The following is a 24,118-nucleotide window of genomic DNA, read 5'->3' on the forward strand; positions in this document are numbered from 1 at the left end:
AAAGCGCTGCGGGTCGGCGAGAGCCATGGCGATGTTCCTTTGGAGTGCGGCCCGGAAATCCTAGGGCGTGGTTTCGGCCTGCTTGCGGACCATCGCGGCGGCCTGGCCGTCGCGCGGCTCCAATATCGCCGCGGTTTCGATCAGGTCGAGCGCGCGGCGCGCCTCGTGATAGCGGCGCGCGTCGATCAGCCACTCGGTCGCCGCCTCGGCACCGGGCAGCGCCTGCACCTCTTCGATCGCCTTGTCCACCTGCCCGCCCGCCAGATAGCGGCGCGCCCGGTCGAGCCGTTCCGACGCGCGCGTCGACTGGCTGCCCGCCGGCCGCACGACGAACAGTTCGCCGAACTCGCGCTTGATGCCGGTCCACAGATTGCCGTTGCCGTCGCTCCGCCCGACGAGCTGCGGCGCCAGACCGTCGAGGTCGCTGCGCAGCTGTTCGAGCGTGATCGGATCGCGCGAGGTGTCGATGATCGTCTTGACCGCATTGGGCTGATCGTCGCCGAAGCGCAGGCGCAGCTGCGCGTCGAGATAGCCGAGCGACAGGCCGCGATCGAGCGCGCGGCGCACCGCGAAGGCGACGAGCAGCCCCTCCGCGCGCGAGGCGTTGCCCGACGCCGACGCCGCCTCGATCGTGATGCGCGACAGTCTTTGTTCGAGTTCGGCGACCCGCGCCGCGAGCGCATTGGCGCCGTCGACCGGCGCGACGACGAGCGCCGGCTGGCTCGCCGCCGCAGCCGGCGCAGCCGCCTCGTCGGCGCCGCCCGCCACCGGCACGCCGCCGGGAACGGGCGCTTCGAGGACCTTCGCCACCGGCGGCGCCTGCCGGCCGGTCATCAGCCGGCTCATCGCCCAGCCGCCGCCGACCAGGCCGATCAGCAGCAGCAGGAGCGCCCCGATCGCGAGCATCCGCAACGACGGCCCCCGGCCCTGGACACTCGGTTCGGCGCGCGCCATTTTGTCGCTGTCGATTGCCATATTCTTCTTTCAGACGACCCTGTGCGCGCCCTTGTGGCACAAAGCATGCGCCTCTGCCAACATCGCGGCGTCATCGGGCCGCGCGGCGAGTGAAACCGCGCGCCATCCCCGGCCCGCGCGCGCAGCGACCGATTCGCTGATCGCGACCAGCGCCAGATGATCGCGCGCGCCCCCGGTCAGCGCCGCGATTCGCGCGGCCGCGCGCCCCGAATAGGCGAGCAGCACCGCGGGCCTTTCGATCAGCGCCGCCCATTCGGACGGCGGATCGACCGGATCGACGGCATAGCAGGGAAGCGGCGTCAGCACGGTCGCACCGGCGACCAGCGGCGAATGATCGCGCCCGCACAGCCACAGCACGCGCCGGGCGCCCCGTGACGGCATGGCATCGATCAGCGTCTGCCCGTCACTGTCCCCCGTGACCGCGACGTGCAGGCCCGCCGCCGTCGCCGCGGCGGCCGAGGGCGCCCCCACCGCGTGCACCGGCAGCGCGGCAAGCCGCGCCAGCCCGGGCCCCGCCAGCCGCATCGCCTGCGCGCTCGTCACCAGCAGCGCGTCGAAATCGTCCGGATCGGGCACCGTCCAGCCCAGCGCGCGCGCCGCGAACAGCGGCAGGTGCCGCGCGTCGAGCCCCATCGCCCGCGCGCGCGCCACGGTCGCCGCACCGCCGGGGTCGGCGCGCGTCACCAGCAGCGGCAGCGCGGCCGTCATGCCGCGAACAGCCGCCGCACCGCATCGGGCGCCTCGTCGAGCAGGCGCCGCGCCAGCGTCGCGGCGTCGGCGGGGCCGGCCACCTGCGTCCAGCCCGCGACATGATCGGCGCCGTCCTCCGAATAGATTTCGGCATCGAGGCGCAGCGCGCCATCGTCCAGCCAGCGCGCATGCGCCGCGACCGGCGAGCGGCAGTCCCCGCCCAGCGCGGCAAGGAACGCGCGCTCCGCGGCGACCGCGGCATGCGTCGGCGCATGATCGACGGCGGCGATCAGCGCGCGCAGCGGGGCATCCTCCGCCCGGCATTCGATGCCGATCGCGCCTTGCGAGGCGGCGGGCAGCAGCAGGTCGATCGGCTGCGCCGTGCCGATCGCGTCCATGCCGAGCCGCGCGAGTCCCGCCGCGGCGAGCAGCGTCGCATCGGCATCGCCCGCCGCGAGCTTGGCAAGCCGCGTCGCGACATTGCCGCGCAGCAGCGGGGTTTCGAGGTCGGGCCGGATGCGCCGCACCTGCGCCGCGCGGCGCGGGCTGCTCGTCCCCAGCCGCGCGCCGTGCGGCAGGTCGGCGATCGTCCGCGCGGTGCCGCCGTCGGGCACCACCATCCGGTCGCGCGGATCGGCGCGTTCGAGCATCGCGGCGAGGAAGAAGCGCTCGTCGCGCAGCGTTTCGACATCCTTGAGCGAATGCACCGCCATGTCGATGACCTTCGCGTCGAGCGCGATATCGAGTTCGCGCGTCCACAGCGCCTTGCCCCCGACCTCGGCCAGCGCGCGGTCCTGGATCTTGTCGCCGGTCGCGGTCATCGGCAGGATTTCGAGCGCGCGCGGGTCGAGGCCGTGCGCCGCGACGAGCGCCGCCGCCGCGAGATTCGCCTGCGCCATCGCGAGCGGCGAGGCGCGGGTGCCGATACGCAGCGGGCTGGCGGGCGTGGGAAGCGGGATCGAAGTCATGCGGCCTGCTAGACCATGATGACATCGAATGGAAACGTCATTGCGAGCGGCGAATGACGAAGAGGGTCAATCCAAAATCATCAGAGTCCAGTCACCCGGAGCGGGCGCATAGGGGCGTGCCCCCGCGAAGGCGAGGACCCGGTGCGGTGGAACGCAAACCCCGATTTCCTCCGCTCTGGGCTCCCGCCTTCGCGGGAGCACGGGGTTTTGTTTTGCGAAAAAACGGAATCCCCACAGGCCATAGACCATGATGGCATTAGAAGGATTCGTCATTGCGAGCGGCGAAGCCGCGCGGCAATCCAGAGCAGGCGCAAACCGCTCTGGATTGCTTCCCCCGGATCAGGTCCGGGGCCCGCAATGACGAAGTAGAGTCAATCCAAAGTCATCGGTCTGGCGCGGCTTGCCCTGCCGATAAAGGGGCGGGTATGGGTTGCGCAGCAATATGACCCTGATCCTCGGCCTCGAATCGAGCTGCGACGAAACCGCGGCCGCCCTGGTGGACACGAACCGCCGCATCCTCGCGCATCGCGTCGCCGGGCAGGAGGCCGAGCATCGCCCCTATGGCGGCGTGGTGCCGGAGATCGCGGCGCGCGCGCATGTCGACCGCCTCGCCCCGCTCGTCGAAGCCGTGCTCGCCGATGCGGGACTCGCGCTGGCGGACGTCGACGCGATCGCCGCGACCGCCGGTCCCGGCCTGATCGGCGGGGTGATGGTCGGGCTCGTGACCGGCAAGGCGCTCGCGCACGCGGCGGGCAAGCCGCTGATCGCGGTCAATCATCTCGAAGGCCACGCGCTCAGCCCGCGCCTCACCGATGCGGAGCTGGCATTTCCCTATCTGCTGCTGCTCGTCTCGGGCGGCCATTGCCAGCTGCTGCTCGTCGAGGGCGTCGGCGCCTACCGCCGCCTCGCGACGACGATCGACGATGCGGCGGGCGAGGCGTTCGACAAGACCGCAAAGCTGCTCGGGCTCGGCTATCCGGGCGGACCGGCGGTCGAACGCATCGCGCGGGACGGCGACCCGCACGCGGTGCCGCTGCCGCGTCCGCTCGTCGGCAGCGCCGAGCCGCATTTCTCCTTCGCCGGGCTCAAGAGCGCGGTCGCGCGCGCGGCGGCCTCGGGCGAGCATCGCACCGCCGACCTCGCCGCCTCCTTCCAGCAGGCGGTCGTCGACTGCCTCGTCGACCGCAGCCGCATCGCGCTCGCTGCCTGCCCCCAGGCCACCGCCTTCGTCGTCGCGGGGGGCGTCGCCGCCAACGGCGCGATCCGCACCGCGCTCGCCGACCTCGCGCACCGCTTCGACAGGCGCTTCGTCGCGCCGCCGCTGTGGCTGTGCACCGACAATGGCGCGATGATCGCCTGGGCGGGCGCCGAGCGCTTCGCCGCCGGGCTGACCGATCCGCTCGACGTCGCCGCGCGCCCGCGCTGGCCGCTCGATCCCGCCGCCGAGGCCGTGCGCGGCGCCGGGGTGAAGGCATGACGTCCTTCGCCCGCTTCGGCGTTATCGGCGGGGGGGCGTGGGGGACCGCGCTCGCGCAATTGCTCGCGGCCGACGGCGCTCCGGTGCTGCTGTGGGCGCGCGAGGCGGAGGTGACGGCGGCGATCAATGCCGAGCATCGCAATCCGCTCTTCCTGCCCGGCGCGCCGCTCTCGCCGTCGCTGCGCGCGACCGGCGTTCTCGCTGACCTCGCCGGCCTCGACGCGCTGCTGATCGTCGTGCCCGTGCCCTATCTGCGCGCCGTCCTGGCCGACCTGCCGATGGATACCGCGCCGCTGATCTTCTGCAGCAAGGGGATGGAGGCGGGCAGCTTCGCCTTTCCGGTCGACATCGCCCGCGCGCTGTTTCCCGAACGGCCGCTCGCCGTCCTCTCGGGCCCCACCTTCGCGCACGAGGTCGCCGCCGGGCTACCGACCGCGATCACGCTGGCCGCGGCCGATCCGGCGCTCGCCGATGCGCTGGCCCGCGCGCTCGCGCGCCCGCATTTCCGCCCCTATGCCTCGACCGACATGATCGGTGCGGAGATCGGCGGGGCGGTCAAGAATATCCTCGCGATCGCCTGCGGCATCGTCGATGGGGCCGGGCTGGGGCTGAATGCGCGCGCCGCGCTAATCAGCCGCGGCTTCGCGGAGATGACGCGCTTCGGCCTCACGCGCGGCGCCCAGGCCGAAACGCTCGCGGGACTGGCCGGGCTCGGCGATCTCGTCCTCACCTGCACCTCGTCCAATTCGCGCAATTTCGCGCTCGGCCAGGGACTCGGGCGCGGGGAAAGCGCCGCCGTCCTGATGCGCGACCGCCGCACCGTGGCCGAGGGTGCGTTCAGCGCGCCGGTGATCGCCGAGGCGGCCCGCGCCGGGGGCATCGACATGCCGATCACCGACACCGTCGCGCGGCTGGTCGCGGGCGAGACGGGGGTCGCCCAGGCCATTCAGGCCCTGCTCAGCCGCCCGCTGCGACGCGAAGGCGCGTGAGACACCGCCGATGACATACCGCGCGCAATTGCCTGCCCCGCCGCAGCGCGCTAAACCGGCGCGCGGGGAAAAGCAGAAGGGGCGCCAGGCTTGAGCCAGACGGACAGTGCGGCAACGCGCACCCCCGATTCGGCCGCGCCGCCTGCGCCGCTGGCCGATGCCGACGCCGCGGCGCTCGCCAAGGGCGGGCGGACCAATTTTCTCGGCTTCCTCCTGCGCCTCGTCGCGCGCCTGCCCTTCCTCTATTTCGCGGGCCGCTGGTACGGACCGGAGGCGGTCGGGCGCTTCGCCTTCGCCGTGCTCGTCATCGAACTGGTCGCGCAGCTCGCGACGCTCGGGCTCAAGCGCGGGCTCGCCGAACAGCTGAGCGCCCCCGGCGCCGACCATCGCATCGTCGTGTGGGACGGCATGTTCGTCGCCTTCGTCGCCTCGGCGGCGGGCTCGGCGATCCTCTTCGCCTTTCCGCAGCTCATGTTCCCCGCAGGCGATGTCGCGGGCTGGGATCGCTGGATGGCGACGACGGTGTTCGCGATCGCCGGCGCCGACATCGCGCTCGCCGCCTGCGCCTATCGCTACGACATCGGCGCGACGGTGCGCGCGCGCTCGGTCGTCGAGCCGTGGGTGATCAGCTTCGCGGCGTTCGGCTTCGCCTTCTATTCGCTGCGCGACGGGCTGATCCTTTCCTACGCCGCCGCGATGATCGCGACCTTCTTCACCGCGCTCGTCCCGATGGTTCGCCATTATGGCGGGCCCGGCGTCTGGCGGCCGCACCCCGCGCAGCTCATCTCGCTGGCGCGCCGCAACGCGCCGCTCGCCGCCGCCGACGCGATCGAATGGGGCACGCGGCGGCTCGATCTCTTCATCCTCGGCCAGTTCACCTCGCCCGCCATCTACGGCATCTATTACATGGCGCAGCAGGTCGCCTCGCTGCCGCAGAAGCTCAAGACCAGCTTCGAACCGATCCTCGGCCCCGTCATCACCCGCAACCTCGCCGAAAAGCGGCTGGGCGCCGTCGCCGCGCAGGTCAGCCAGGTCGGTTTCTGGATCATCGCCGCGCAGGCCGGGGTCGCGCTCGCGCTCGGCATTCCGGGCGAGGCGGTGATGGGGCTCGTCGGCCCCGAATTCGTCAGCGGCACCACCGCGCTCGCCTTCCTGCTCGCGGCCGAGGTCGTCGCCGCGACCGCGGTGGTCAGCGAGGCGGCGCTGGTCTATGTCGCGCGGCACCGCAACCTGGTGATCAGCCTCGCGACGCTGGCGCTCCAGGCGGCGCTCAGCGTGGCGCTGATCCTCGTCGCCCGGTCGATGGGCCTCGCCCCGATCCACTATGCCGCCGCGGTCGCGCTCGCGCTGATGCTCGCGCTCGGCTTCGCGTCGGTCGCCAAGGCGTGGCTGCTCGCGCGCATCCTGCACGCGCCGGTCAACAGCCTGCGCTGGGCGCTCGTCTGGGCGACCGCGGGCGCGGCGATCCTCGGCTGGGGGGCGACCAAGCTGCCCGAGTGGGCCGAACTGCTGTTCGGCATCCCCTTCATCCTCGGCATCTACGGCTGGCTGATCTGGACGCGCGGCTTCGGCCCCGCCGACCGCGCGCTGTTCCGCAAGCACCCTGAGACGGCGGAAGCGCCCGCCGGCTGAGTCGGCCCCGGGCCTATGCCAGGCGTTCGGCGACCTTTGCCTTCAGGTCGGTCTGCGCGCGCGGGCCGACCTGCGCGATGATCTCGCGCGCGCAGACCGCGCCCATCGTCAGGCAGTCGGCGACCGGCCGGCCCTCGGCATGGCCGGCTAGGAAGCCCGCGGCGAACAGGTCGCCGGCGCCGGTGGTGTCGACCACCGCGTCGATCGGTTCCGCCTTCACCTCGGTGCGCGTGCCGCCGGTCAGCGCGATCGCGCCCTTTTCGCTGCGCGTCACGACGAGCAGCGGCACCTGCGGCGCGATCCGCGCGACCGCGGCCTCGAAGTCGGTTTCCTCCGCCAGCGCGCAGATCTCGACCTCGTTGGCGAACAGGATGTCGAACAGCCCCTCGGCGATCAGCGCGCGGAAATCCTCACCGTGGCGGTCGATGATGAAGGCGTCGGACAGGGTGAAGGCGACCTTGCCCCCCGCCGCGCGCGCCACGTCGATCGCACGCCGCATCGCCGCGCGCGACAGCGGCGGATCCCACAGATAGCCTTCGAGATAGAGGATGTCCGACGCGGCGATCAGCGCCTCGTCGATCATCTCGCGGCCCAGCAGATGGCTGGCGCCGAGGAAGGTGTTCATCGTGCGCTGGCCGTCGGGGGTGACGAGGATCAGGCAGCGCGCGGTCGGCGCCCCGCCCGCCAGCGGCGGCGTGTCGTAGGCGACGCCCAGCGTGCGCAGATCGTGCGTGAAGACGCCGCCGAGCTGGTCGTCGGCGACCTGCCCGATGAAGGCGCACCGGCGCCCGAGCGCCGCCATGCCCGCGAGCGTGTTCGCCGCCGAGCCGCCCGACATCTCGACCGCCGGCCCCATCGCTTCATAGAGGCGCGCGGCCTCCGCGGCGTCGATCAGCCGCATCGATCCCTTGGCCAGGCCCTCGGCGGCGATCAGCGCGTCGTCGGCGCGGGCGATGACGTCGACGATCGCGTTGCCGATCGCAACGACGTCGAAACGGGCGGTGGAGGCCATGGATGATCCTGTCATGTGGGGGAAAACTGCGCGCGCCTTAAGCGGCTGCGCGGCGCAAGGCAAGCGCGGCGCTTGACGCGGCCCGCCGCTCCGCGCCATCGCTGCGCCATGGCCCGCGCCGTCCAAGCCTTTCTGCTCGCGCTCCGCGACCTGCCGAACGCGCGCGTGCTGCGCATCCTCGCGCTCAGCATCGCCCTGACGCTGCTGCTCTTCGCGGCCGCCGGCGCCGCGATCCTGTTCGCCGCGCGCCGGCTGCTCGATCACGGGCGGTGGCTCGGCGAAAGCGGCACCGACATGGCGAGCGCGCTGCTGGTGCTGCTGCTCGTCGCCGGGAGCTGGCTGCTGTTCCGCGCCGCCGCGATCGTCGTCGTCGGCCTGTTCGCCGACGGGATCGTCGCCGAGGTCGAGGCGCGCCACTATCCCGCCGCCGCGGGGCGCGCGGTGCCGGTCGGCTGGGGCCGCGGCATCCGCCTCGCGCTCGCCTCGCTCGGCCGGCTGATCGCCGGCAACCTCGTCGCGCTGCCCTTCTACATCCTGCTGCTGGTCACCGGGGTCGGCACGGTGCTGCTCGCGCTCGGCGTCAACGCGCTGCTGCTCGGCCGCGATCTCGAGGCGATGGTGCTCGCGCGCCACCCGGACCGGCCGCGCTTCGACCGCGGCGCGCGCTGGACGGCGGGCCTGCTGTCCGCCGCATCTTTCCTGATCCCCGTCGTCAATCTGTTGGCGCCGATCGTCAGCGCGGCTATGGCCGTCCACCTGCTCCACCTGCCCCGGCGGGCGCCGACCATGAAGGACCGAGGATGATCCGCAGCCACCGCCCGTTCGCCGCCGCCGCGCTCGCCGCCACGCTCTCCGGCTGCGCCGCCACTGCGGTGCCGCGTCCCGCCGCGCCCCCGACGCCGACCGTCTTTCCGCCAAGCACGCCGCGCATCACCCAGAACAACAACCTGGTCGGCCGCGACGCCGACAGCACGATCCGCCTGTTCGGAAAGCCCCGGCTCGACGTCACCGAAGGCGCGGGCCGCAAGCTGCAGTTCGCCGGATCGGCGTGCACGATCGACGTCTATTATTATCCGCCGCGCGTCGGCGCGACGCCGGTCGCCACCCATGTCGACGCGCGCACCCCCGACGGGCGCGACACCAATGTCGACGGCTGCATCGACGCGTTGAGACGTTAGGGCGTCGACACAGCGGACAGCTCCGTCAGCGCCCACGCCGCCGCCTCGGCGACCACGGGCGAGGCATCGCCGGTCAGTTCGGTCAGGCGCGGGCGAAAGCGCGGGTCGCCGCTGTTGCCCGCCGCGATCGCGGCGTTGCGCACCATGCGGTCGCGCCCGATGCGCTTGATCGGCGACCCCGCGAACACCTGCCGGAACCCCGCATCGTCGAGCGCGAGCAGGTCGGCGAGCGACGGCGCCGCCAGCTCGGCGCGCGGCAGGAAGGCGCGGTGGCGGTGCGCGGTGTCCGCGAACTTGTTCCACGGGCACACCGCGAGGCAATCGTCGCAGCCATAGACGCGGTTGCCGATCGCCCGCCGCAGCGCGACTGGGATCGGCCCGGCATGCTCGATCGTGAGATAGGAAATGCAGCGCCGCGCATCGACGCGATAGGGCGCCGGAAAGGCCTGCGTCGGACAGGCGTCCTGGCAGGCGCGGCAGCGCCCGCAGCGGTCGCGCCCCGGCGCGCCGGGCCCAAGCGCCAGCGTCGTATAGATGGCGCCGAGGAACAGCCAGCTGCCATGGTCGCGGCTGACCAGATTGCTGTGCTTGCCCTGCCAGCCGAGCCCGGCCGCGGCGGCGAGCGGCTTTTCCATCACCGGCGCGGTGTCGACGAACACCTTGACCTCGGCCCCCGGCACCTCGGCGACCAGCCAGCGCGCGACCGCCTTCAGCGCCTTTTTCACGACGTCATGATAGTCGGTGCCCTGCGCATAGACCGAGATGCGCCCGCGATCGGGATGCGCCGCCAGCGCCAGCGGATCGGCGGCGGGGGCATAGTTCATCCCGAGCGCGATCACCGACCGCACCTCGGGCCACAGGCCGCGCGGCGACCCGCGCTGAGCGGCGCGCCCCTCCATCCAGATCATGTCGCCATGGCATCCATCGGCCAGCCAGGCGTTCAGCCGCGCGGCGGTCTGCGGCGCCGCCCCGGCGTCGGCGATGCCGAACGCCGCGAAGCCGTGCGCGCGCGCGACCGCTTCGAGCCGTTCTTCGAGCCGTCCTTCGGGCATTGGCAAGGCGTCTGAAACCATTGCGGCCCTATACGACAGCCGACGCGCCATGCCATAGTGTCGCGGCATTGGGATCGGGGACCGGATTTTGAGCGATTGCAGCGTCGAGGCGACCGGCCTCACCAAATATTTCGGCGCGTTCAAGGCCGTCGACGGAGTCGATCTCGCGGTGCCGGCGGGCAGCATCTACGGCGTGCTCGGCCCCAATGGCGCGGGCAAGACGACGAGCCTGCGGATGATGCTGGGCATCATCGATCCCGATGCCGGGGTCAGCCGGCTGCTCGGCGGCCATACGCCGCAATCGGTGCGCCACCGCATCGGCTACCTGCCCGAGGAACGCGGGCTCTATCCGGGCATGAAGGCGCGCGAAGCCATCGCCTTCATGGGCGCGCTGCGCGGGCTCGACTGGTCCGAGGGGCGCCGCCGCGCCGCCGCCTTCATGGCCGAGCTCGGCCTCGAACGCGTGATCGACGAAAAGATCCGCAAGATGTCGAAGGGCATGGCGCAGATGGTCCAGCTCATCGGCTCGATCGTCCATGCGCCCGACCTGATCGTGCTCGACGAACCTTTTTCCGGCCTCGACCCGGTCAACCAGGAGCGACTCGAAGCGCTGGTGCGGCGCGAGCGGGAGCGCGGCGCGACGATCCTCTTTTCCACCCATGTGATGGCGCATGCCGAGCGGCTGTGCGACCGGATCGCGATCATCGCGCGCGCGCAGCGGCGCTTCGAGGGCAGCGTCGACGATGCGCGCGCGCTGCTGCCGATGCAGGTGCGCTACACCCCCCGCGTCGCGGCCGAGACATCGGCGATTCGCGCGCTGCTCCCCGCCGCCGCCGAACCGCACGGCGAGGCGTGGCATTTCGCGATCGGCGATGCCGACGTCGAACCGCTGCTCGCCCGCATCACCGCGAGCGGGTTCGGGGTGACCGGCCTGTCGATCAGCCGCCCGGCGCTGCACGACGCCTTCGTCCACATCGTCCGCCAGGTCGATGCCGGCTTTCACGCCGACGCAGAGGATGCGGCGATCGAGGAGGCCGCCGCATGACCCCCTTCCTTCGCACGATGACCGTCGTTGCGCGGCGCGACTTTCTGGCGATCGTCGCGACGCCGACCTTCCTGCTCTTCCTGCTCGCGCCGCTGTTCATGCTCGGCATGGGGCTGGCGGGGGGCATGGGCGCGTCGCAGCTTGCCGACAGCGCGCGCGGCACCGGCCGCGTCGTCGCGGTCGCCGATGCCGCCGATCTCGAAGCGCTGCGCGCCGCCGATGCGCGCCTGCGCGCCGCGATGCCGCGCCCGCCGGCGACGCTCGAACTGCGCGCCGCCACGCCCGCGAACGCCGACCCGGTCGCGATCGCCCATGAAAAGGGCAGCGATACCTATGCGGTGATGATCGGCGCGCTCGCCGCCCCGCATATCGTCGAGCGCGAGGCGGGCGGCAGCGCCGGCCGTTATCTGGCGCTCCTCGCCGGCGAGGCGCTGCACAGCCGCGCGGCGGGCCCGCCGCCGCCCGTCACGCCGCGTTTCGAGGCGCTCGCCAGCGGCGGCACCAGCGTCGCGCTGCAACAATCGATCGGCTTCGCCGCGGTGTTCGTGATCTTCCTCCTGACCCTGCTGCTCGCCGGACAGACGGTGAGTTCGCTGGCAGAGGAAAAGGGCAACAAGGTGATCGAGATCCTCGCCGCCGCGGTGCCGCTCGAAGGCGTTTTCCTCGGCAAGCTGCTCGGCATGCTGGGGGTCGCGATCCTCTTCATCGCCTTCTGGCTGGCGATCGCGGTCGTGGCGGGGCTGATCTATGCGGCCGGGCTCGACCCCGCGGCGCTCTCCGCCGCCGGCGCGGCGCCCGTCCCGGCGCTGGCGACCGCGCCGGCGACCGGCTGGCCCTTCTTCCTCGCCATCGGCTTCGCCTATTTCGTCATGGCCTTCCTGCTGCTCGGCGCGGTGTTCCTCGGGATCGGCTCGCAGGCGGGCACGGTGCGCGAGATCCAGATGCTCAGCCTGCCGATCACCATCTTCCAGGTCGCGATGTTCAGCCTGTCGTCGGCCGGGGCCAGCGCGCCTGGCAGCGGCCTCGCGACCTTCGCGCAGATATTCCCCTTCTCCTCGCCGCTGGCGATGGCGGCGCGCGCGGCGACCAACGAGGCGCGCGGCATCCACCTGCTCGCGCTCGGCTGGCAGGCGCTGTGGGTCGCGCTCGTCGTCTATCTTTCGGTGCGCCTCTTCCGTTCGGGGGTGCTCAGCGGGCGCGGCGACTGGCGATTCTGGAAGCGCCGGCTGCGCTGACTTTAGCGCGACGTGCGTGAAATCTGACACACCCTCTCAGCCGTTCGTGCTGAGCTTGTCGAAGCACCGTCCTTCTTCTTGCGTCCGCGAAAGAAAGAACGGCCCCCTTCGACTGCCTTGCAGGCGCTCAGGACAGGCTTCGACAAGCTCAGAGCCTGCCCCCGCGAAAGCGGAGGGCAAACGGTTCAGATTTAATGCTCTATGGCCGGTGGAGATTCAGTTTTTTTCGCAAAACAAAACCACGTGCTCCCGCGAAGGCGGGAGCCCAGAGCGTATGAAATCAGGGTTTGCGTTCCACCGCACTGGGTCCCCGCCTTCGCGGGGACACGCCCCTATGCGTCCGCAAGCACCCGAACCCCCACAGACCCCGATATGGTGGACTCAAAGTTTTTGTCCTCATCGTCACCCCGGGCTTGACCCGGGGTCCCGCTTTTCCTCCGTCCGTGCGCGAAAGGAAGCGGGATCCCAGGTCAAGCCCGGGATGACGGGATCGATGGGGCAAACGTCAGATTCAGGCAACTAGGGTCTTTCCCCCAGGGTCGTTGACAAAGCTGTAAACAGTGGCATTCTGCAACCCGATCGGCCGCGCGAAGACGGCCGCGAGAGGAGCTGCCCCCATGGCCACCGTGATCCGCGAAGCCCCCGAAACCGTGAATCCGCTCGACGTCTCCCGCGCCGAATTATGGCGCGAGGATCGCTGGCAGGAACCGATGCGGCGCCTGCGCGCCGAATCGCCAATCCATTATTGCGAGGATTCGAAGTTCGGCCCCTATTGGTCGGTGACGACCTACAAGCCGATCCAGCATGTCGAGGCGCTGCCCAAGATATTCTCCTCCTCGTGGGAATATGGCGGCATCACCGTCGCGGGCGACGGCGTCGAGCATCTGCAGGAGGGCGAGGTCCCGATGCCGATGTTCATCGCGATGGACCCGCCGCAGCATACCGCGCAGCGCCGCACCGTCGCCCCGGCTTTCGGCCCCTCGGAAACCGAGCGCATGCGCGCCGACACGCTGAAGCGCACCAGCGACGTGCTCGATTCGCTTCCGGTCGGCGAGCCGTTCGACTGGGTCGAGAAGCTGTCGATCGAACTGACGACGCAAATGCTCGCGATCCTCTTCGATTTCCCGTGGGAGGAACGCCACAAGCTGACCGCCTGGTCCGACGCGCTGGGCGACATCGAAAGCTTCAACACCGCCGAGGAACGGCAGCAGCGACTCGCCATCGCCTATGAAATGGGCGCCGCCTTCAAGGAGCTGTGGGACCGCAAGGCACAGAATCCGGGGCAGCACGACCTGATCTCGATCATGCTCCAGTCCGACGCGATGAGCCACATGAGCCACGAGGAATTCATGGGCAACCTGATCCTGCTCATCGTCGGCGGCAACGATACGACGCGCAATTCGATGTCGGCCTATGCCTATGGCCTGCACCAGTTCCCCGAGGAACGCGCGAAGCTCGAGGCGAATCACGATCCCGACCTCGCGGTCAATGCGATGCACGAGATCCTGCGCTGGCAGACCCCGCTCGCGCACATGCGCCGCACCGCGACCGAGGATACCGAACTGTTCGGACACCAGATCCGCAAGCGCGACAAGATCGCGCTCTGGTACGCCTCGGCGAATCGCGACGAGAGCGTCTTTCCCGACGGCGACCGGATCATCGTCGATCGCGAGAATGCGCGCCGCCACCTGGCCTTCGGTTACGGCATCCACCGCTGCGTCGGCGCTCGCGTCGCCGAACTTCAGCTCACCGCGCTGATCTCCGAGATGCAGAAGCGGCGCCTGCGCGTCAACGTGCTGGCCGAGCCCGAGCGGGTGAATGCCTGCTTCGTCCACGGCTATCGCCACATGCAGGTCGAGCTCGAACGCTACTGACCCCCGGCGCGGCTACGCGGACTACGGCTGGCGTGGCAGCGCCCTGACGCGCCAGACGCCGAGCCCGGTCCCGGCACCGATCGGCAGCGGTTCGAGCCAGGCGGGCGGCCGCCCGGCCGCAAGCTGCGCGGCGAGCCCGTCACGGCGCCCGCGCCGATACAGGCCGAAATCATTGGCGCCGCGGCAGACGACCACCAGCGTCGCCCGCTGCCGGCGGACCAGCGCTTCGGCCGCGTCCGGATCGCCGACGAAGGCGCGGATCGTGTCGGCCATCGCTTCCCGGTTGCGGTGATGCGGCGTCGCGACGACGCTGTGGTGCGTCCAGAAGAGCAGCGGCGCGCCCAGGTCGATCGGTGCGAGGATCACCGCCGGGTCGAGCCGGTCGAGCGCCGCGATATTGGCCGGATCGAGGCAGGCCCCTTCCACCGAATCGAACGTGACACCCTGATCCGTGGACCGAAAGAAGGGAAAGGCCATGGCGAGCGGCACCGCCACCGCCATGCTGGCGAAGAGCGGCAGGCTGAAGATCGCGAGCGCCGAGGCCGCCAGCCGCAGCGGCATCGCGCGCAGCGCCCGCGCGCGGTCCCATATGCGCAGGCCGATCCAGGCGCAGCCGGGCAAGGCGAAAAGATGCGCCGTCGATACGCTGCGCAGCACCAGCAGCGACAGCAGCGCGGCGGCGGTCAGCGCGATGGCGATGGTGATCCAGTCGCGGCGTTCCGCCGCGGTGCGCGCGCTGCGCCAGGCGAGCAGCGTCCCGACGAGCCCGAGCAGCGACGGCACGACGACGAAGACGATGCTTTGTCCGCCCGACGCCCAGACGGGCTGGCCTTCGAGGACGGTGCGGTACCAATATTGGACGACGATCGGGTCGAGCGTGGCGAAGGGACCGCGCGCGCATTCCGGCGCCGTGCCGACCAGCGCGACCGCTGCGAGGGCCGCGACGGCTCCGAGCAGCAGGAAACGCACGATGCGCCGCTCCGGCCGCAGCGCGACGACGCCGGCGGTGCCGGCGGCCGCGACGACAAGCGCCACCAGATAGGGCGCCGACAGCGAATCGCACCAGCGTCCGACAAGGCCGGCGGGCCCGCGCGTCGCGAACTGGAGCAGGACCGCACCGCCGGCGAGCCCCGTCATGTAACCGATCAGCCGCGCCCGCTCGGCCGCACCCCCGCCCAGCGCCCAGCGCAACGCCACGATCGCCGCAAAACACCCCGCAAACACCCCCCCCTCAATCGACACCGCAAGCAGCATCGCCGCAAACAACCCTCCGAACAGCCCTGCGCTACGACTCGCGGGACGCAGGGCGTGCCAGAGGATCAGCATCGCGAGAAGAATCTGCCAGCCGTGATGATCGATGCGCAACGGGCGGAATTGCGCGATGATATAGATGCAGAAGATCAGGTATAAGGGCGCGGCCCAAGCAATGCGCCAGTCCGACAGGCCTCGAAAGCCGAGCGAGACGGCGATGAACAGTGTGCTGAGCAGCAGCGGTGGCCACAGCGCCATCACTACCTGTTCAGCAAGGGGCTGGCCGATCAGGGGCCTGAGCAACAGAATTCCGCCCGCGAGCGGAATGTCAACGATCCGCGACCAGTGCATCAGTACCCCGCCGCCCGCTGGATTTATGCGATGTTGGGTGAGATCCCACCAGTTTTGTCCGGCGATGAGGTCGCATACTTGGACCATCCGCATCGCATCGTCGGTGTCGCCGAGGAGGAGGGCTGTGGTTTCTGGCCAGTGGTTTGCGAAGATCATGGCGTGCGCGAGCGCCCAGAGGAGCAGCGCGAACCGGACCGGCGTCAGCCAGTTTCCGAAGCGTGGCCGGCGATCATGCGCGCTCATGCGCGGTCCGGACGGAAGACGATGTGCCGGCGCAGCAGATAGGTCGTCTGGAAACTGATCGCGATCGCCGCAAGCTTTGCGATCCGCGGGTCGAGCCCCCAGCCGATGCCGATGCCGACGACGGCCGTGGTAATCGCAAGGCCGGCCAGCGCCGAGCCGACGAACAGCATCTTCTGCCGCTGCCGCTCGCCGGTCCCGCGCGCCGCGGCGCTGTCGGCGAAGACGAGGCGGCTCGACACCAGCCAGTGCACCGCGATCCCGAGACCGTAGCCGAGCGCCGAGGCCGCCACCGGTTCGAGCCCGGCGCCGAGCAGCAGCAGGAACAGCCCGGCGTCGCAGCCGAGCGCGAGCACGCTCGCGAACAGATAGCCGATCCACCGGGCATCGCCGCGGCGGACGGCGCCGATCAGAAGGGCGAGCGGTTGCGGCATGACGTCATTCCGCCCGGCCGGCCATCAGGCCGCCCGCGCGGCGCGGACCGGAACGGCACGGACCGAGGCCAGGGCCGCGCCCTCGCCCTCGGCGCCGCTCTCGTGATATTCGGCGTCCTCGTTGACGCCCCAGATGTCGTAGACGCGCGCGCCGGCGGCGATGTTGCGCACCGTCAGCATCGCGGTCATCATCGCATGATCCTGGTTGTTGTAGCGGTGCATGCCGTTGCGCCCGACCATGTGCAGCGTCGGATAGCGCGCCTCCAGCTCGGTGCGCAGCGCCGCGACATGCGCAGCATAATCATCGTCATAGACCGGATAGGCCTTTTCCTGCCGCACCACGACCCCGCCGACGACATCCTCCGCCCTGCACAGGCCGAGGATCGCCATCTCGTCGGTCGCGAGGCGGACGAGATCGGCGTCGCTCGACGACCACAGCCCGTCGCCTTCGAAGCAGAAATATTCGAGGCCGACGCAGGCGAGGTCGGGATCGGGCACCATCTCCGGCGACCAGCTGCGGAAGTTCTGGACCCGGCCCACCCTGACCTTGCTGTCGTGGATATAGATCCAGTTGTCGGGGAACAGGTCCTTCGACCGGATTTTCAGCGCGACGGTCAGGAAGTCGCGATATTTGAGGCTGGGCGCCGCGGTCAGCGCGGCGGCCGGAAGCGGATGGAGACGCGCCACGAGTTCGCGCAGCGGCGCCGAGCTGATCACATGATCGGCGTCGATCACCACATCGCCGTCGGGACCGGTCGCGGTCAGGCGCCAGCGGCCGGTCTTCTGGTCCTGGGAAAGCTGTTTGAGGCCGTGGCCCATCAACACATGGTTGCCGCCCGCCATCACCTTGTCGCGCGCCGCTTCCCACATCATGCCGGGGCCGAGGCGCGGATAGCGGAAGGTTTCGAGCAGGGTCTTGGCCGCCATGCCGTCATTCGGCGCCTTGCTGAGGCCAAGGCTGCGCTTGAGGCCGTCGAGCACCGCGGCGCCGAGGCTGAGCCCCTTGATGCGCTGCGCCGCCCAGTCGGCCGACATCTCGTCGCACGGCATCCCCCACACCTTTTCGGTATAGGTCTTGAAGAAGATCGAATAGAGCTTGTGCCCGAACTGGTTCACCGTCCAGTCCTCGAAGCTGCGCACGGTCCGGTTGGGCAAGAGCTTCGCCTTCGCATAGCTCGCCATGCACAGCGCCGAGCGGACGATGCCGAGGTTGAACAACGCCTCGAAAGCGCGCAGCGGGTAGGAATAGTAGCGGCCCTCGTAATAGATGCGGCTCATCCGCGGGCGCTGGATGAAATCGTCGGGCAGAATCTCGTTCCACAGCTCGACGACTGCCCGGCTCTTCGAAAAGAAGCGATGCCCGCCGATATCGAAGCGAAAGCCGTCATGCTCGACGGTGCGGCTGATCCCGCCGACATAGACGGGATCCTTCTCGATCACCGTCACCCGATAGCCCTGCTTCGTGAGCAGATAGGCGGCGGTCAATCCCGCCGGCCCGGCGCCGATGATCGCGACGTCGGCGCTGGTCGGCCCGTTCTGATTGTCAGGCATCGAAATTCCCCACGCAGCCCATGTTCACCCAGTGCTGTGGCGCAGCGGCCCTAAAAACTGGTTAACGGGACGGTAGGATTTGGGGCGTGGCTGTCCGATGCCCGCGGGAATTCAGGCTTCCCCAGGCCGGCCTGCTTCGGCATCCATAGCTGGGCCTTCCACTTTGCGCCGCTTTTCATTCGGGAGCAGACCATGGCCCGTGAAACGGGTTAGGACGGATCGACATTCAGAAGATGGCGAGCCGGAGTCGAAGACGACCACAGGTCAAAATGGTAGATTTTCGGGACCCGGAGCGCAGCGTGCTGATGGCACGTGAGCACCGGAAGCGCGAAAAGCCGCCATTTGCAGGCCGCCAGAGCTGAATGTCGATCCGTCCTATGCCCCTCAAGCAGTTGAGGCCTGTTCCCCGGCGAAAGCCGGGGTCCATATGGGGCAGCGCCATGCCATCTGGACCCCGGCTTTCGCCGGGGAACGGTTCCTTGCCGGAAACAATCGCCAAACAGGTTCAGGGTGACGCAAAAGAGGAACCACGCCGATATCCACATTCGATAGGCATGGTCTGCCCCATCGACAAAGAGCCTCCTCGGCGGTCAAACGCGACGAAATGCGCCCGCCGGACGACGAAGCGAGATACGATCGGCCGCATGGCGCCCGCGGGTTCAGCCAGGCGCCAGCATCGCGGTTCCAATCTGTCCCGCGGGGACCGACAGGAAAGGACGACCATGTTCTGGATGAAGAAATTCGCCCTGGCTGCGCTGATCGGCGCGAGCGCCGCGGCCGCCGTGCCGACCGACGCCGACGCGCGCGACCGCCACCACCGGAGCGGCTATTACGGACATCGCGACAATGATCGCTACCGCGATTACAGGCGCGACTATCGCCGCGATTACAGGCGCGATCATTATCGCGACCGCCGATATTACCGTTCCCGCCATCACTGCCGCAGCGGAGGAACGACGGGGCTGATCATCGGGGGCGCCGCCGGCGCGCTGCTGGGACGCGAGATCGACCGCTATGGCGACCGCACGCCCGGTACGATCATCGGCGCGGCCGGCGGTGCGCTTCTCGGTCGCGAGATCGATCGCAACAGCCGCTGCTGATCCGGGCCAGGCGGGCGGGCGGTGGAGAGCCCACCGATGGCGTCATCGTCATCCCGGGCCTGCCCCGAGACCCCCGCTTCCTTTCGTGTACGGACGGAAGAAAAGCGGGATCCCGGGTCAAGCCCGCGATGACGAGATCGATGTGGCGAACTTCAAATTCAGGTGATCAGGGCGATCCGTCGCTGGCCTCGCCGTCCGGCGCGGCCGCGCCGGGCCCTGCCAATGCGCGAGGCAGCGGCTTCAGCGCCAATGGGCCGAGCCGCACGCGCGGCGCCGCCTTGCCCGGGGAAGCGGCGATCGCGAAACCGGGGTCGAGACGCAGCGCGGCGGCCGATGTCCGATCGAGCCGTACCGTGTAGCGGCCATAGGGAACCCCTTCGAACAGGAAATAGCCGTCGAACTCGCTGAGCGTCGCCTTGCGCACGCGCCCTTCGGCATCGATCAGTTCGAGTCCCAGCCCCTCAATCGCCTGGCCGCCGTCGCGCAGCGCCATGCCTTCGATCTCCCCCGCCGCGACCATCGGCAGCGTGACGCGCGTGGCAACGCCGGGACGCGGCGTCACGACGATGCCGGGCAGCGCCGACTGGACATAGGGGTCGGGCAGGCTGCCGGCATCGATCCCGATCATCACCGGACGGAAGGGTTCGAGCCCGTCGATCATTGCCTGCCCCGCCGCGTCGGTCGCGGCATCGGCGTGGACCCGGCCCGCGGTCAGCGGCACGCCGGCCATCGCGCTCTCGCCCGGCTGGCGCACCCCGTCGCCATTGTCGTCGAGGAAGATATCGGCGAGCACCTGCCCGCGGCTCGCCAGCTTTTCGCTCGACAGCCGCCAGCCGCCGCCCGGTTTCGGACCGAAGCTGAAAGCGAGCGACAGCGACGCCGCCACCGACCCGTCGCTCGCCACCTCGCCGAACCCCGAAAGCTGGAGACGCCGGAAGCGCCGCGTGTAACCGATCCCGGCCCGCGCCCGGTCGTAGCCGCGATCATAGCCGACCTCGCCCCGCCACTCGGCATCGCCCTTGCCCGCCCACTCGCCGATCAGCGCCATGCGCGTGGCGTCGTGGCCGCCCGCCAGCGCCACGCGCGCCTCGCCGCGCAGGCGGATGCGCCCGATCCGGGCGTTGGCGAGCAGGGTCGCGCCGAGATTGTCGGGCGGATCGATGCCGAAGGGGTTATGGCTGCGGACCCAGTCGAGCTGGCCGGTCAGGCTGATCGCGCGCAGATTGGCCGAGACGCGAGCGGTCGCCTCGAGACTCGAGATGCCCGTCCAGCGGTCGACCCGCCGCGCATCGACGTGGAGGGGCAGCACCGTCCGTCCCAGCGTCACCGCCTGATCGAGCGAGAGCTGGTACAGGCCCCTGACGGACCCGGCGAACCGATCCGAGACGAAACCGCCCCACCCGCGCATCGCATCCGCGCGCACATAGGTTTCGCCGAAGGCGGCGAGCCAGCTGGCGCGCGCCGCCGATCCGCCATCCCCGGCATAGGCGCCCGCGACCTCGACCAGCGTCGGGCCGATCGCGCGGCGCAGCGCGACCTCGCCGTAGGTCCGCCGGACATTCTCGATCATCAGGCTGTGTGCATAGGCAGCGACCGAGGTGCGCGCGTCGAGGCCGCGCTCGAGCCCCAGCGTGCCACGCCAGCCGCGGCGGAAGGTCGCATGATGTCCGCCGAATTCGACGAGGTCGGCGTTTTCCTGCGCAATCCCCGCCCAATACCAGGTCTGCCGCGGCGGAATCGAGTCGATGCCGACCTGCAACTGCTTGATCTCACGCCGAATCTGGCCCTGCGGACCGTACAATATGATCTCGAAGCGATTCGAGCCATATTGCAGCGGTATGTCGAGGAATTCGTAGCGGCCGTCCGCACCGGGGGTCGCAAAGGCGAGCAGCTGGCCGTTGCGGTAGAGCTCCGCATCCCATCCGGCCGGCAGATCGCCGCGAAAATCGGTCCGGTCGAAGCTGTCGGGACGCTCGACCGGACGATTGGTGATCACCGCGCCGCGCCCCGGCGCCGACTGCGCGACGAGTCCGGTGGACAGGAGCCCGACGTCGCCAACCGCATAATGGGTCGCCCGGAGCGGACCGAGCAACCGCCCCTCCGGATCGGTGCGATAGAGGCGCAGGCGGAGGCTGTCGGGAACGCCGCGATTGTCCGACGACAGGCGCGCATCGACGCTGTGCCCGAGCGCCTCGCCAGCGGCGAAAAGCTCGTAGCGCGCCTGGACGTGCGAACCGCTCCGCCGGTCGGCGACGGCGCCGGCCGAGGCGACGACATCGACCGACGGCGGGGTCCATGCGCGGTACGGACGGCGCGCCTGCGGCAGGCTCGCGAGATCGAACGACACTTGCGGCCGGAGCGCGGCCGCGCGCGCGCGCCGCTCGGCGGCGAGCTGGAACGGCAGCTTTTCGGCGGCGTCGATGCGCAACACCGCGTTCGACAGGTCGGCGGCGATCGGCAGGCCGAGCCAGGTGTCGAGGCTCTCCAGATCGACGCACCACCCCGCCGCGGTGTCGCGGATCGCGCCCGGAGCGATCCGCAGGCGCTGGCTGCCCGCGCGCACCTCCCCCGCCTCGCGGTCGATGGTCAGCGTGCGCCGTTCGTCGAACACCCATCCGGTTGCGCGGCGCAACTTGCGATCGATACGCAGCGACAGGTCGAGCGCGAGCACCATGTCGCCGAGATCGACGCAGATCCCCTGCGGTGTCTGATAGCCGCGCACGCCGCCGCCGAGCCGATAGGCGCCCGAGCGCAGGTCGAACAGCCAGCTGTCGTCCTCGTTCGGCACCCAGCCGTCGGACGCGGCCGCGACGCCGCCGTCTTCGGCGGCACGCGCCGCGGCCGGCGTGCATCCGACCAGCGCGAGCAGCGCGAGGATCGCCGGCCGCCATCGCGTCAGGGCGCGCGTGAACATGGCTCGATCCGCCGGACCGGCGGCCGGTCCGCCCTATCGCACCACCCGGTCGGCCGCGTCGATCGTCGCGCCGCCGACCTCGCGATCCTCGGTGTAGCGGATATGCACCGGGCCCCGAAGCTGCGCCGCGAGGTCGGGCGGAATGCGCAGCGACACGGTGCGCGCATCGACCTCGGGATAGACGGCGATTCCGCGCGCGACGAGCAGCGGCTGCGGTTCGCCTCGCCGGGTCACCTCGATGTCGCCATAGACGGATCGCGTGCCCGAGCGCGTCAGATCGAATTCGAACGCGGGACCGTCGCGGGTCTCGCCGATCCGGGCATCGCCGATGGTCGCCGACGCCTGCAGATCGCCGATGCGGACGATCACCGGAATGGTGATGCCGTAGATCGGCGTGATCGCGATCGACACGCCCTCGCCCGCCGCCTGCGGCGCGGTCGCGGCGACGCTGTCGGGCACGGCGCGGAACAGCATGTGCGCGCGATATTCGCCGGGCGGCGTGCCCTCGGGCACGCGGACGCCGACGCGGATGACCTGCGGCTGGTTCGGCGGCAGGACGACGCGGCGCGGGCTGAAGGCGATCATCGCGAGCGCGGCCTTTTCCGCCGGCGTCGCTTCCGCCTCGGCGATCTCGTCGAGTCCGCCGTCGGCGGCCATTCGCTTGACCTCGAGGCTGATGCGATAGGTCGCGGGCTCGCTGCCGATATTGTTGAGCACGACCTCGGCCCCGCGCGAACCGTCGAGGATGAGCCGCGTCGGTGCGACGAGCAGGTCGCCCGCCGCAAGAGCGGGCGTCGCGGGCAGCGCGAAGGCCGCCATGAAAAGGCACAGGAATGGCCCGAAAAGGCGCAGCATGGATACGATCCCCACAATCGTTGTCCGGCGCAGTCCCCACCGCACCGTCTGGTCGCATCCGGCTTTGCGCCACGATGGTTGATATTTCGCTAACCATGACGGCCGGGCGCGGGCACGGGGTTCGGCGCATGCGGAAAGGGCCGCGCGAGGCTGACGCCCCACGCGGCCCTTCGGATCGGCGGCTACTGGGGCCGCCCGCTCCCTTGCAGACGCCGTTACTGGTAGTTGACGGTCACATTATAGGTGCCGGCATAGTCGCCCGACGCCTGGTTGGCGCCGACGCTCAGCGTGCCGCCGACCTGGAAGGCGCCGCCGCTCGCGCCGAGCGTGACCGTGTTCGCCGAATAGGTGAGCGCCGCGGTCATCGTGCCGCTGATCGAGCCGTTGAGCGTCACGCTCGAATCGCCCGATACCGTCACGACGGCGCCGTTCGTGCCCTGGATGTCGAAGCTGCCGGCGGCGCCGGTGCCCGGACAGGACAGCCCCGAACCGCAGGTGCGCGTCCCCGCGGTCGTCATCGCGACGGTCGAGGCGGTCGAACCGCTGATGATCGTCCCGAAGTCGAGCGGGCTGCCGGCGGTGAGCTGGATCTGGCGAAGGATCTTGGCCTTGGCCTGTCCCGTGGCCGAAGCGGCCTGCGCCGCCTGGGCGTTCATCGCGAAGGCAGCAATAGCGACGCCGGCGAGGGCGCGCTTCATTCCAATGGTGCGCATATGATTTGGTCCCTTGAACAGTCGATAGTCGAATGGAAATCCCACCCCATTCGCCGACCCCTTTAGCGGATCACCCGTTCAGGCTTTGCTCAACGACCATGGTTAACGGCGCGGAAGGGATTGGCCCGCACCGCCGGACGGTTCACCGAGCCGTCCGAATATGGTAATTTGCGGCCGTGTCGATCCATGACGGTTGCCGCGGCTCGAACCGCGGGGGCCGCGCGATGCGGGAGTTCCGGCCGTGCCTTCGCAGGAGGAAATCGCTCTCTACGAACGGCTGCTGAGCCGGTATCTGCGCTTCTACGACGCGCTGCGAAAGCGCGAAAGGCGCCCGAAAAGCGCGGCGCAGCGCCAGTTTCAGGATGTCGCCTGGGGCAAGGAGACACCCGTCACCGATCATGAAAAGGCCTATGTCTATCATCTGATCAGGGCCGGAATCCTGCGCACCCCGAAACCGCCGGTCGCGCCCGATCAGGACCCGATCGAAGCCTATCCGACCGGCATGAAGCCCGTTCCCAACGAGATCGGGCGCAAATGGGACGAACGCTGGATCGATCCGCCCGGCGGGTGATGCGCAAACGC

At 70.1% G+C, this 24,118-nt stretch carries 21 protein-coding genes; 10 read left to right on the plus strand and 11 right to left on the minus strand.

All coding sequences use genetic code 11. The annotated features are described in order from the left end of the window. Positions 1-60: 60 nt before the first annotated feature. The 3 genes from C3E99_RS17655 to hemC are packed head-to-tail and all read right to left on the minus strand — an operon-like array spanning position 61 to position 2,633. Positions 61-975, minus strand: coding sequence for a mitofilin family membrane protein (locus C3E99_RS17655; RefSeq protein WP_076073366.1), 915 nt, complete (start codon positions 973-975; stop codon positions 61-63). A gap of 9 nt (positions 976-984) precedes the next feature. Further along, positions 985-1,683, minus strand: coding sequence for a uroporphyrinogen-III synthase (locus tag C3E99_RS17660; protein ID WP_076073367.1), 699 nt, complete (start codon positions 1,681-1,683; stop codon positions 985-987). Beyond that, the gene (hemC, locus tag C3E99_RS17665; RefSeq protein WP_067113800.1) at positions 1,680-2,633 is read right to left on the minus strand and encodes a hydroxymethylbilane synthase; all 954 of its coding nucleotides are present in this window, start codon (positions 2,631-2,633) and stop codon (positions 1,680-1,682) included. Before hemC ends, C3E99_RS17660 begins: the two co-directional genes overlap by 4 nt. A 442-nt stretch (positions 2,634-3,075) precedes the next feature. Between hemC and tsaD the strand changes: the two genes are divergently transcribed. From tsaD to C3E99_RS17680, 3 genes are all read left to right on the plus strand, one after another. Then, on the plus strand, positions 3,076-4,110 hold the full coding sequence (gene tsaD / locus C3E99_RS17670; RefSeq protein WP_076077396.1) for a tRNA (adenosine(37)-N6)-threonylcarbamoyltransferase complex transferase subunit TsaD: 1,035 nt from the start codon (positions 3,076-3,078) through the stop codon (positions 4,108-4,110). After that, complete coding sequence (locus C3E99_RS17675) at positions 4,107-5,099, plus strand: NAD(P)H-dependent glycerol-3-phosphate dehydrogenase (RefSeq protein WP_076073369.1); 993 nt, start codon at positions 4,107-4,109, stop codon at positions 5,097-5,099. The genes tsaD and C3E99_RS17675 overlap by 4 nt, the downstream gene beginning before the upstream one ends. A gap of 90 nt (positions 5,100-5,189) precedes the next feature. After that, positions 5,190-6,731: a lipopolysaccharide biosynthesis protein gene (locus tag C3E99_RS17680; protein ID WP_420894029.1), complete on the plus strand. Its 1,542-nt coding sequence runs from the start codon at positions 5,190-5,192 to the stop codon at positions 6,729-6,731. A 13-nt stretch (positions 6,732-6,744) separates the two neighbouring features. Here C3E99_RS17680 and C3E99_RS17685 read toward each other — a convergent pair whose 3' ends face one another. After that, positions 6,745-7,743, minus strand: a complete 999-nt coding sequence (locus tag C3E99_RS17685; protein ID WP_076073370.1) for an adenosine kinase — start codon at positions 7,741-7,743, stop codon at positions 6,745-6,747. Positions 7,744-7,851: 108 nt separating this feature from the next. Between C3E99_RS17685 and C3E99_RS17690 the strand changes: the two genes are divergently transcribed. Both C3E99_RS17690 and C3E99_RS17695 read left to right on the plus strand, forming a co-directional pair. Further along, positions 7,852-8,547 carry an EI24 domain-containing protein gene (locus C3E99_RS17690; protein WP_076073371.1) on the plus strand — a complete coding sequence of 232 codons (696 nt, stop codon included), beginning with the start codon at positions 7,852-7,854 and terminating at the stop codon, positions 8,545-8,547. Next, positions 8,544-8,921 (plus strand): hypothetical protein, encoded by a 378-nt coding sequence (locus C3E99_RS17695; RefSeq protein ID WP_076073372.1) that lies wholly within the window; start codon positions 8,544-8,546, stop codon positions 8,919-8,921. Before C3E99_RS17690 ends, C3E99_RS17695 begins: the two co-directional genes overlap by 4 nt. On the opposite strand, the gene queG is transcribed toward C3E99_RS17695, so the two are convergent. Next, positions 8,918-9,973, minus strand: a complete 1,056-nt coding sequence (queG, locus tag C3E99_RS17700) for a tRNA epoxyqueuosine(34) reductase QueG (RefSeq protein ID WP_234002534.1) — start codon at positions 9,971-9,973, stop codon at positions 8,918-8,920. The two genes, C3E99_RS17695 and queG, sit on opposite strands and share 4 nt — an antisense overlap. Positions 9,974-10,061: 88 nt before the next feature. Here queG and C3E99_RS17705 point away from each other — a divergent pair, with 88 nt between their 5' ends. The 3 genes from C3E99_RS17705 (at position 10,062) to C3E99_RS17715 (ending at position 14,127) form a co-directional block, all read left to right on the plus strand. Beyond that, entirely contained in the window at positions 10,062-11,018 is a 957-nt protein-coding gene (locus C3E99_RS17705) for an ABC transporter ATP-binding protein (RefSeq protein WP_076073374.1), read from the plus strand. Continuing rightward, the gene (locus C3E99_RS17710) at positions 11,015-12,253 is read left to right on the plus strand and encodes an ABC transporter permease (protein WP_104960198.1); all 1,239 of its coding nucleotides are present in this window, start codon (positions 11,015-11,017) and stop codon (positions 12,251-12,253) included. Before C3E99_RS17705 ends, C3E99_RS17710 begins: the two co-directional genes overlap by 4 nt. A 617-nt stretch (positions 12,254-12,870) precedes the next feature. Then, positions 12,871-14,127, plus strand: a complete 1,257-nt coding sequence (locus C3E99_RS17715; protein ID WP_067180023.1) for a cytochrome P450 — start codon at positions 12,871-12,873, stop codon at positions 14,125-14,127. Positions 14,128-14,148: 21 nt separating this feature from the next. On the opposite strand, the gene C3E99_RS17720 is transcribed toward C3E99_RS17715, so the two are convergent. Genes C3E99_RS17720 through C3E99_RS17730 form a run of 3 tightly spaced genes read right to left on the minus strand, consistent with a single transcriptional unit; the run spans position 14,149 to position 17,954 of the window. Beyond that, the gene (locus tag C3E99_RS17720) at positions 14,149-15,972 is read right to left on the minus strand and encodes a hypothetical protein (RefSeq protein ID WP_104960199.1); all 1,824 of its coding nucleotides are present in this window, start codon (positions 15,970-15,972) and stop codon (positions 14,149-14,151) included. Then, positions 15,969-16,403 (minus strand): GtrA family protein, encoded by a 435-nt coding sequence (locus C3E99_RS17725; RefSeq protein ID WP_104960200.1) that lies wholly within the window; start codon positions 16,401-16,403, stop codon positions 15,969-15,971. Before C3E99_RS17725 ends, C3E99_RS17720 begins: the two co-directional genes overlap by 4 nt. Before the next feature lie 24 nt (positions 16,404-16,427). After that, a complete protein-coding gene (locus C3E99_RS17730; RefSeq protein WP_076073376.1) occupies positions 16,428-17,954 on the minus strand; it encodes an NAD(P)/FAD-dependent oxidoreductase in 1,527 nt (508 codons plus the stop codon). Positions 17,955-18,685: 731 nt separating this feature from the next. On the opposite strand from C3E99_RS17730, the gene C3E99_RS17735 reads away from it, so the two are divergent. Continuing rightward, a complete protein-coding gene (locus C3E99_RS17735) occupies positions 18,686-19,054 on the plus strand; it encodes a glycine zipper 2TM domain-containing protein (RefSeq protein ID WP_104960422.1) in 369 nt (122 codons plus the stop codon). A gap of 166 nt (positions 19,055-19,220) precedes the next feature. Here the strand turns inward: C3E99_RS17735 and C3E99_RS17740 are convergent, their stop codons facing one another. The 3 genes from C3E99_RS17740 to C3E99_RS17750 form a co-directional block, all read right to left on the minus strand. Beyond that, a complete protein-coding gene (locus C3E99_RS17740) occupies positions 19,221-21,968 on the minus strand; it encodes an MSCRAMM family protein (protein ID WP_076073378.1) in 2,748 nt (915 codons plus the stop codon). A gap of 33 nt (positions 21,969-22,001) precedes the next feature. Further along, positions 22,002-22,823: a fimbrial biogenesis chaperone gene (locus tag C3E99_RS17745; protein WP_076073379.1), complete on the minus strand. Its 822-nt coding sequence runs from the start codon at positions 22,821-22,823 to the stop codon at positions 22,002-22,004. A 215-nt stretch (positions 22,824-23,038) separates the two neighbouring features. Continuing rightward, positions 23,039-23,536 (minus strand): DUF4402 domain-containing protein, encoded by a 498-nt coding sequence (locus tag C3E99_RS17750; protein ID WP_076073380.1) that lies wholly within the window; start codon positions 23,534-23,536, stop codon positions 23,039-23,041. Between the two features lie 241 nt (positions 23,537-23,777). On the opposite strand from C3E99_RS17750, the gene C3E99_RS17755 reads away from it, so the two are divergent. Then, the gene (locus C3E99_RS17755; RefSeq protein ID WP_104960423.1) at positions 23,778-24,107 is read left to right on the plus strand and encodes a hypothetical protein; all 330 of its coding nucleotides are present in this window, start codon (positions 23,778-23,780) and stop codon (positions 24,105-24,107) included. Positions 24,108-24,118: the final 11 nt, after the last annotated feature.

This window comes from Sphingopyxis sp. MG (assembly GCF_002953155.1).
GTDB classification, from domain to species: domain Bacteria; phylum Pseudomonadota; class Alphaproteobacteria; order Sphingomonadales; family Sphingomonadaceae; genus Sphingopyxis; species Sphingopyxis granuli.

Excerpts from the sequence above, each read along its gene's own strand:
- C3E99_RS17655 (WP_076073366.1), bottom strand. The coding sequence starts at position 975 with ATGGCAATCGACAGCGACAAAATGGCGCGCGCCGAACCGAGTGTCCAG.
- C3E99_RS17660 (WP_076073367.1), bottom strand. The coding sequence starts at position 1,683 with ATGACGGCCGCGCTGCCGCTGCTGGTGACGCGCGCCGACCCCGGCGGT.
- hemC (WP_067113800.1), bottom strand. The coding sequence starts at position 2,633 with ATGACTTCGATCCCGCTTCCCACGCCCGCCAGCCCGCTGCGTATCGGC.
- tsaD (WP_076077396.1), top strand. The coding sequence starts at position 3,076 with ATGACCCTGATCCTCGGCCTCGAATCGAGCTGCGACGAAACCGCGGCC.
- C3E99_RS17675 (WP_076073369.1), top strand. The coding sequence starts at position 4,107 with ATGACGTCCTTCGCCCGCTTCGGCGTTATCGGCGGGGGGGCGTGGGGG.
- C3E99_RS17685 (WP_076073370.1), bottom strand. The coding sequence starts at position 7,743 with ATGGCCTCCACCGCCCGTTTCGACGTCGTTGCGATCGGCAACGCGATC.
- C3E99_RS17690 (WP_076073371.1), top strand. The coding sequence starts at position 7,852 with ATGGCCCGCGCCGTCCAAGCCTTTCTGCTCGCGCTCCGCGACCTGCCG.
- C3E99_RS17695 (WP_076073372.1), top strand. The coding sequence starts at position 8,544 with ATGATCCGCAGCCACCGCCCGTTCGCCGCCGCCGCGCTCGCCGCCACG.
- queG (WP_234002534.1), bottom strand. The coding sequence starts at position 9,973 with ATGCCCGAAGGACGGCTCGAAGAACGGCTCGAAGCGGTCGCGCGCGCG.
- C3E99_RS17710 (WP_104960198.1), top strand. The coding sequence starts at position 11,015 with ATGACCCCCTTCCTTCGCACGATGACCGTCGTTGCGCGGCGCGACTTT.
- C3E99_RS17715 (WP_067180023.1), top strand. The coding sequence starts at position 12,871 with ATGGCCACCGTGATCCGCGAAGCCCCCGAAACCGTGAATCCGCTCGAC.
- C3E99_RS17720 (WP_104960199.1), bottom strand. The coding sequence starts at position 15,972 with ATGAGCGCGCATGATCGCCGGCCACGCTTCGGAAACTGGCTGACGCCG.
- C3E99_RS17725 (WP_104960200.1), bottom strand. The coding sequence starts at position 16,403 with ATGCCGCAACCGCTCGCCCTTCTGATCGGCGCCGTCCGCCGCGGCGAT.
- C3E99_RS17730 (WP_076073376.1), bottom strand. The coding sequence starts at position 17,954 with ATGCCTGACAATCAGAACGGGCCGACCAGCGCCGACGTCGCGATCATC.
- C3E99_RS17735 (WP_104960422.1), top strand. The coding sequence starts at position 18,686 with ATGAAGAAATTCGCCCTGGCTGCGCTGATCGGCGCGAGCGCCGCGGCC.
- C3E99_RS17740 (WP_076073378.1), bottom strand. The coding sequence starts at position 21,968 with ATGTTCACGCGCGCCCTGACGCGATGGCGGCCGGCGATCCTCGCGCTG.
- C3E99_RS17745 (WP_076073379.1), bottom strand. The coding sequence starts at position 22,823 with ATGCTGCGCCTTTTCGGGCCATTCCTGTGCCTTTTCATGGCGGCCTTC.
- C3E99_RS17750 (WP_076073380.1), bottom strand. The coding sequence starts at position 23,536 with ATGCGCACCATTGGAATGAAGCGCGCCCTCGCCGGCGTCGCTATTGCT.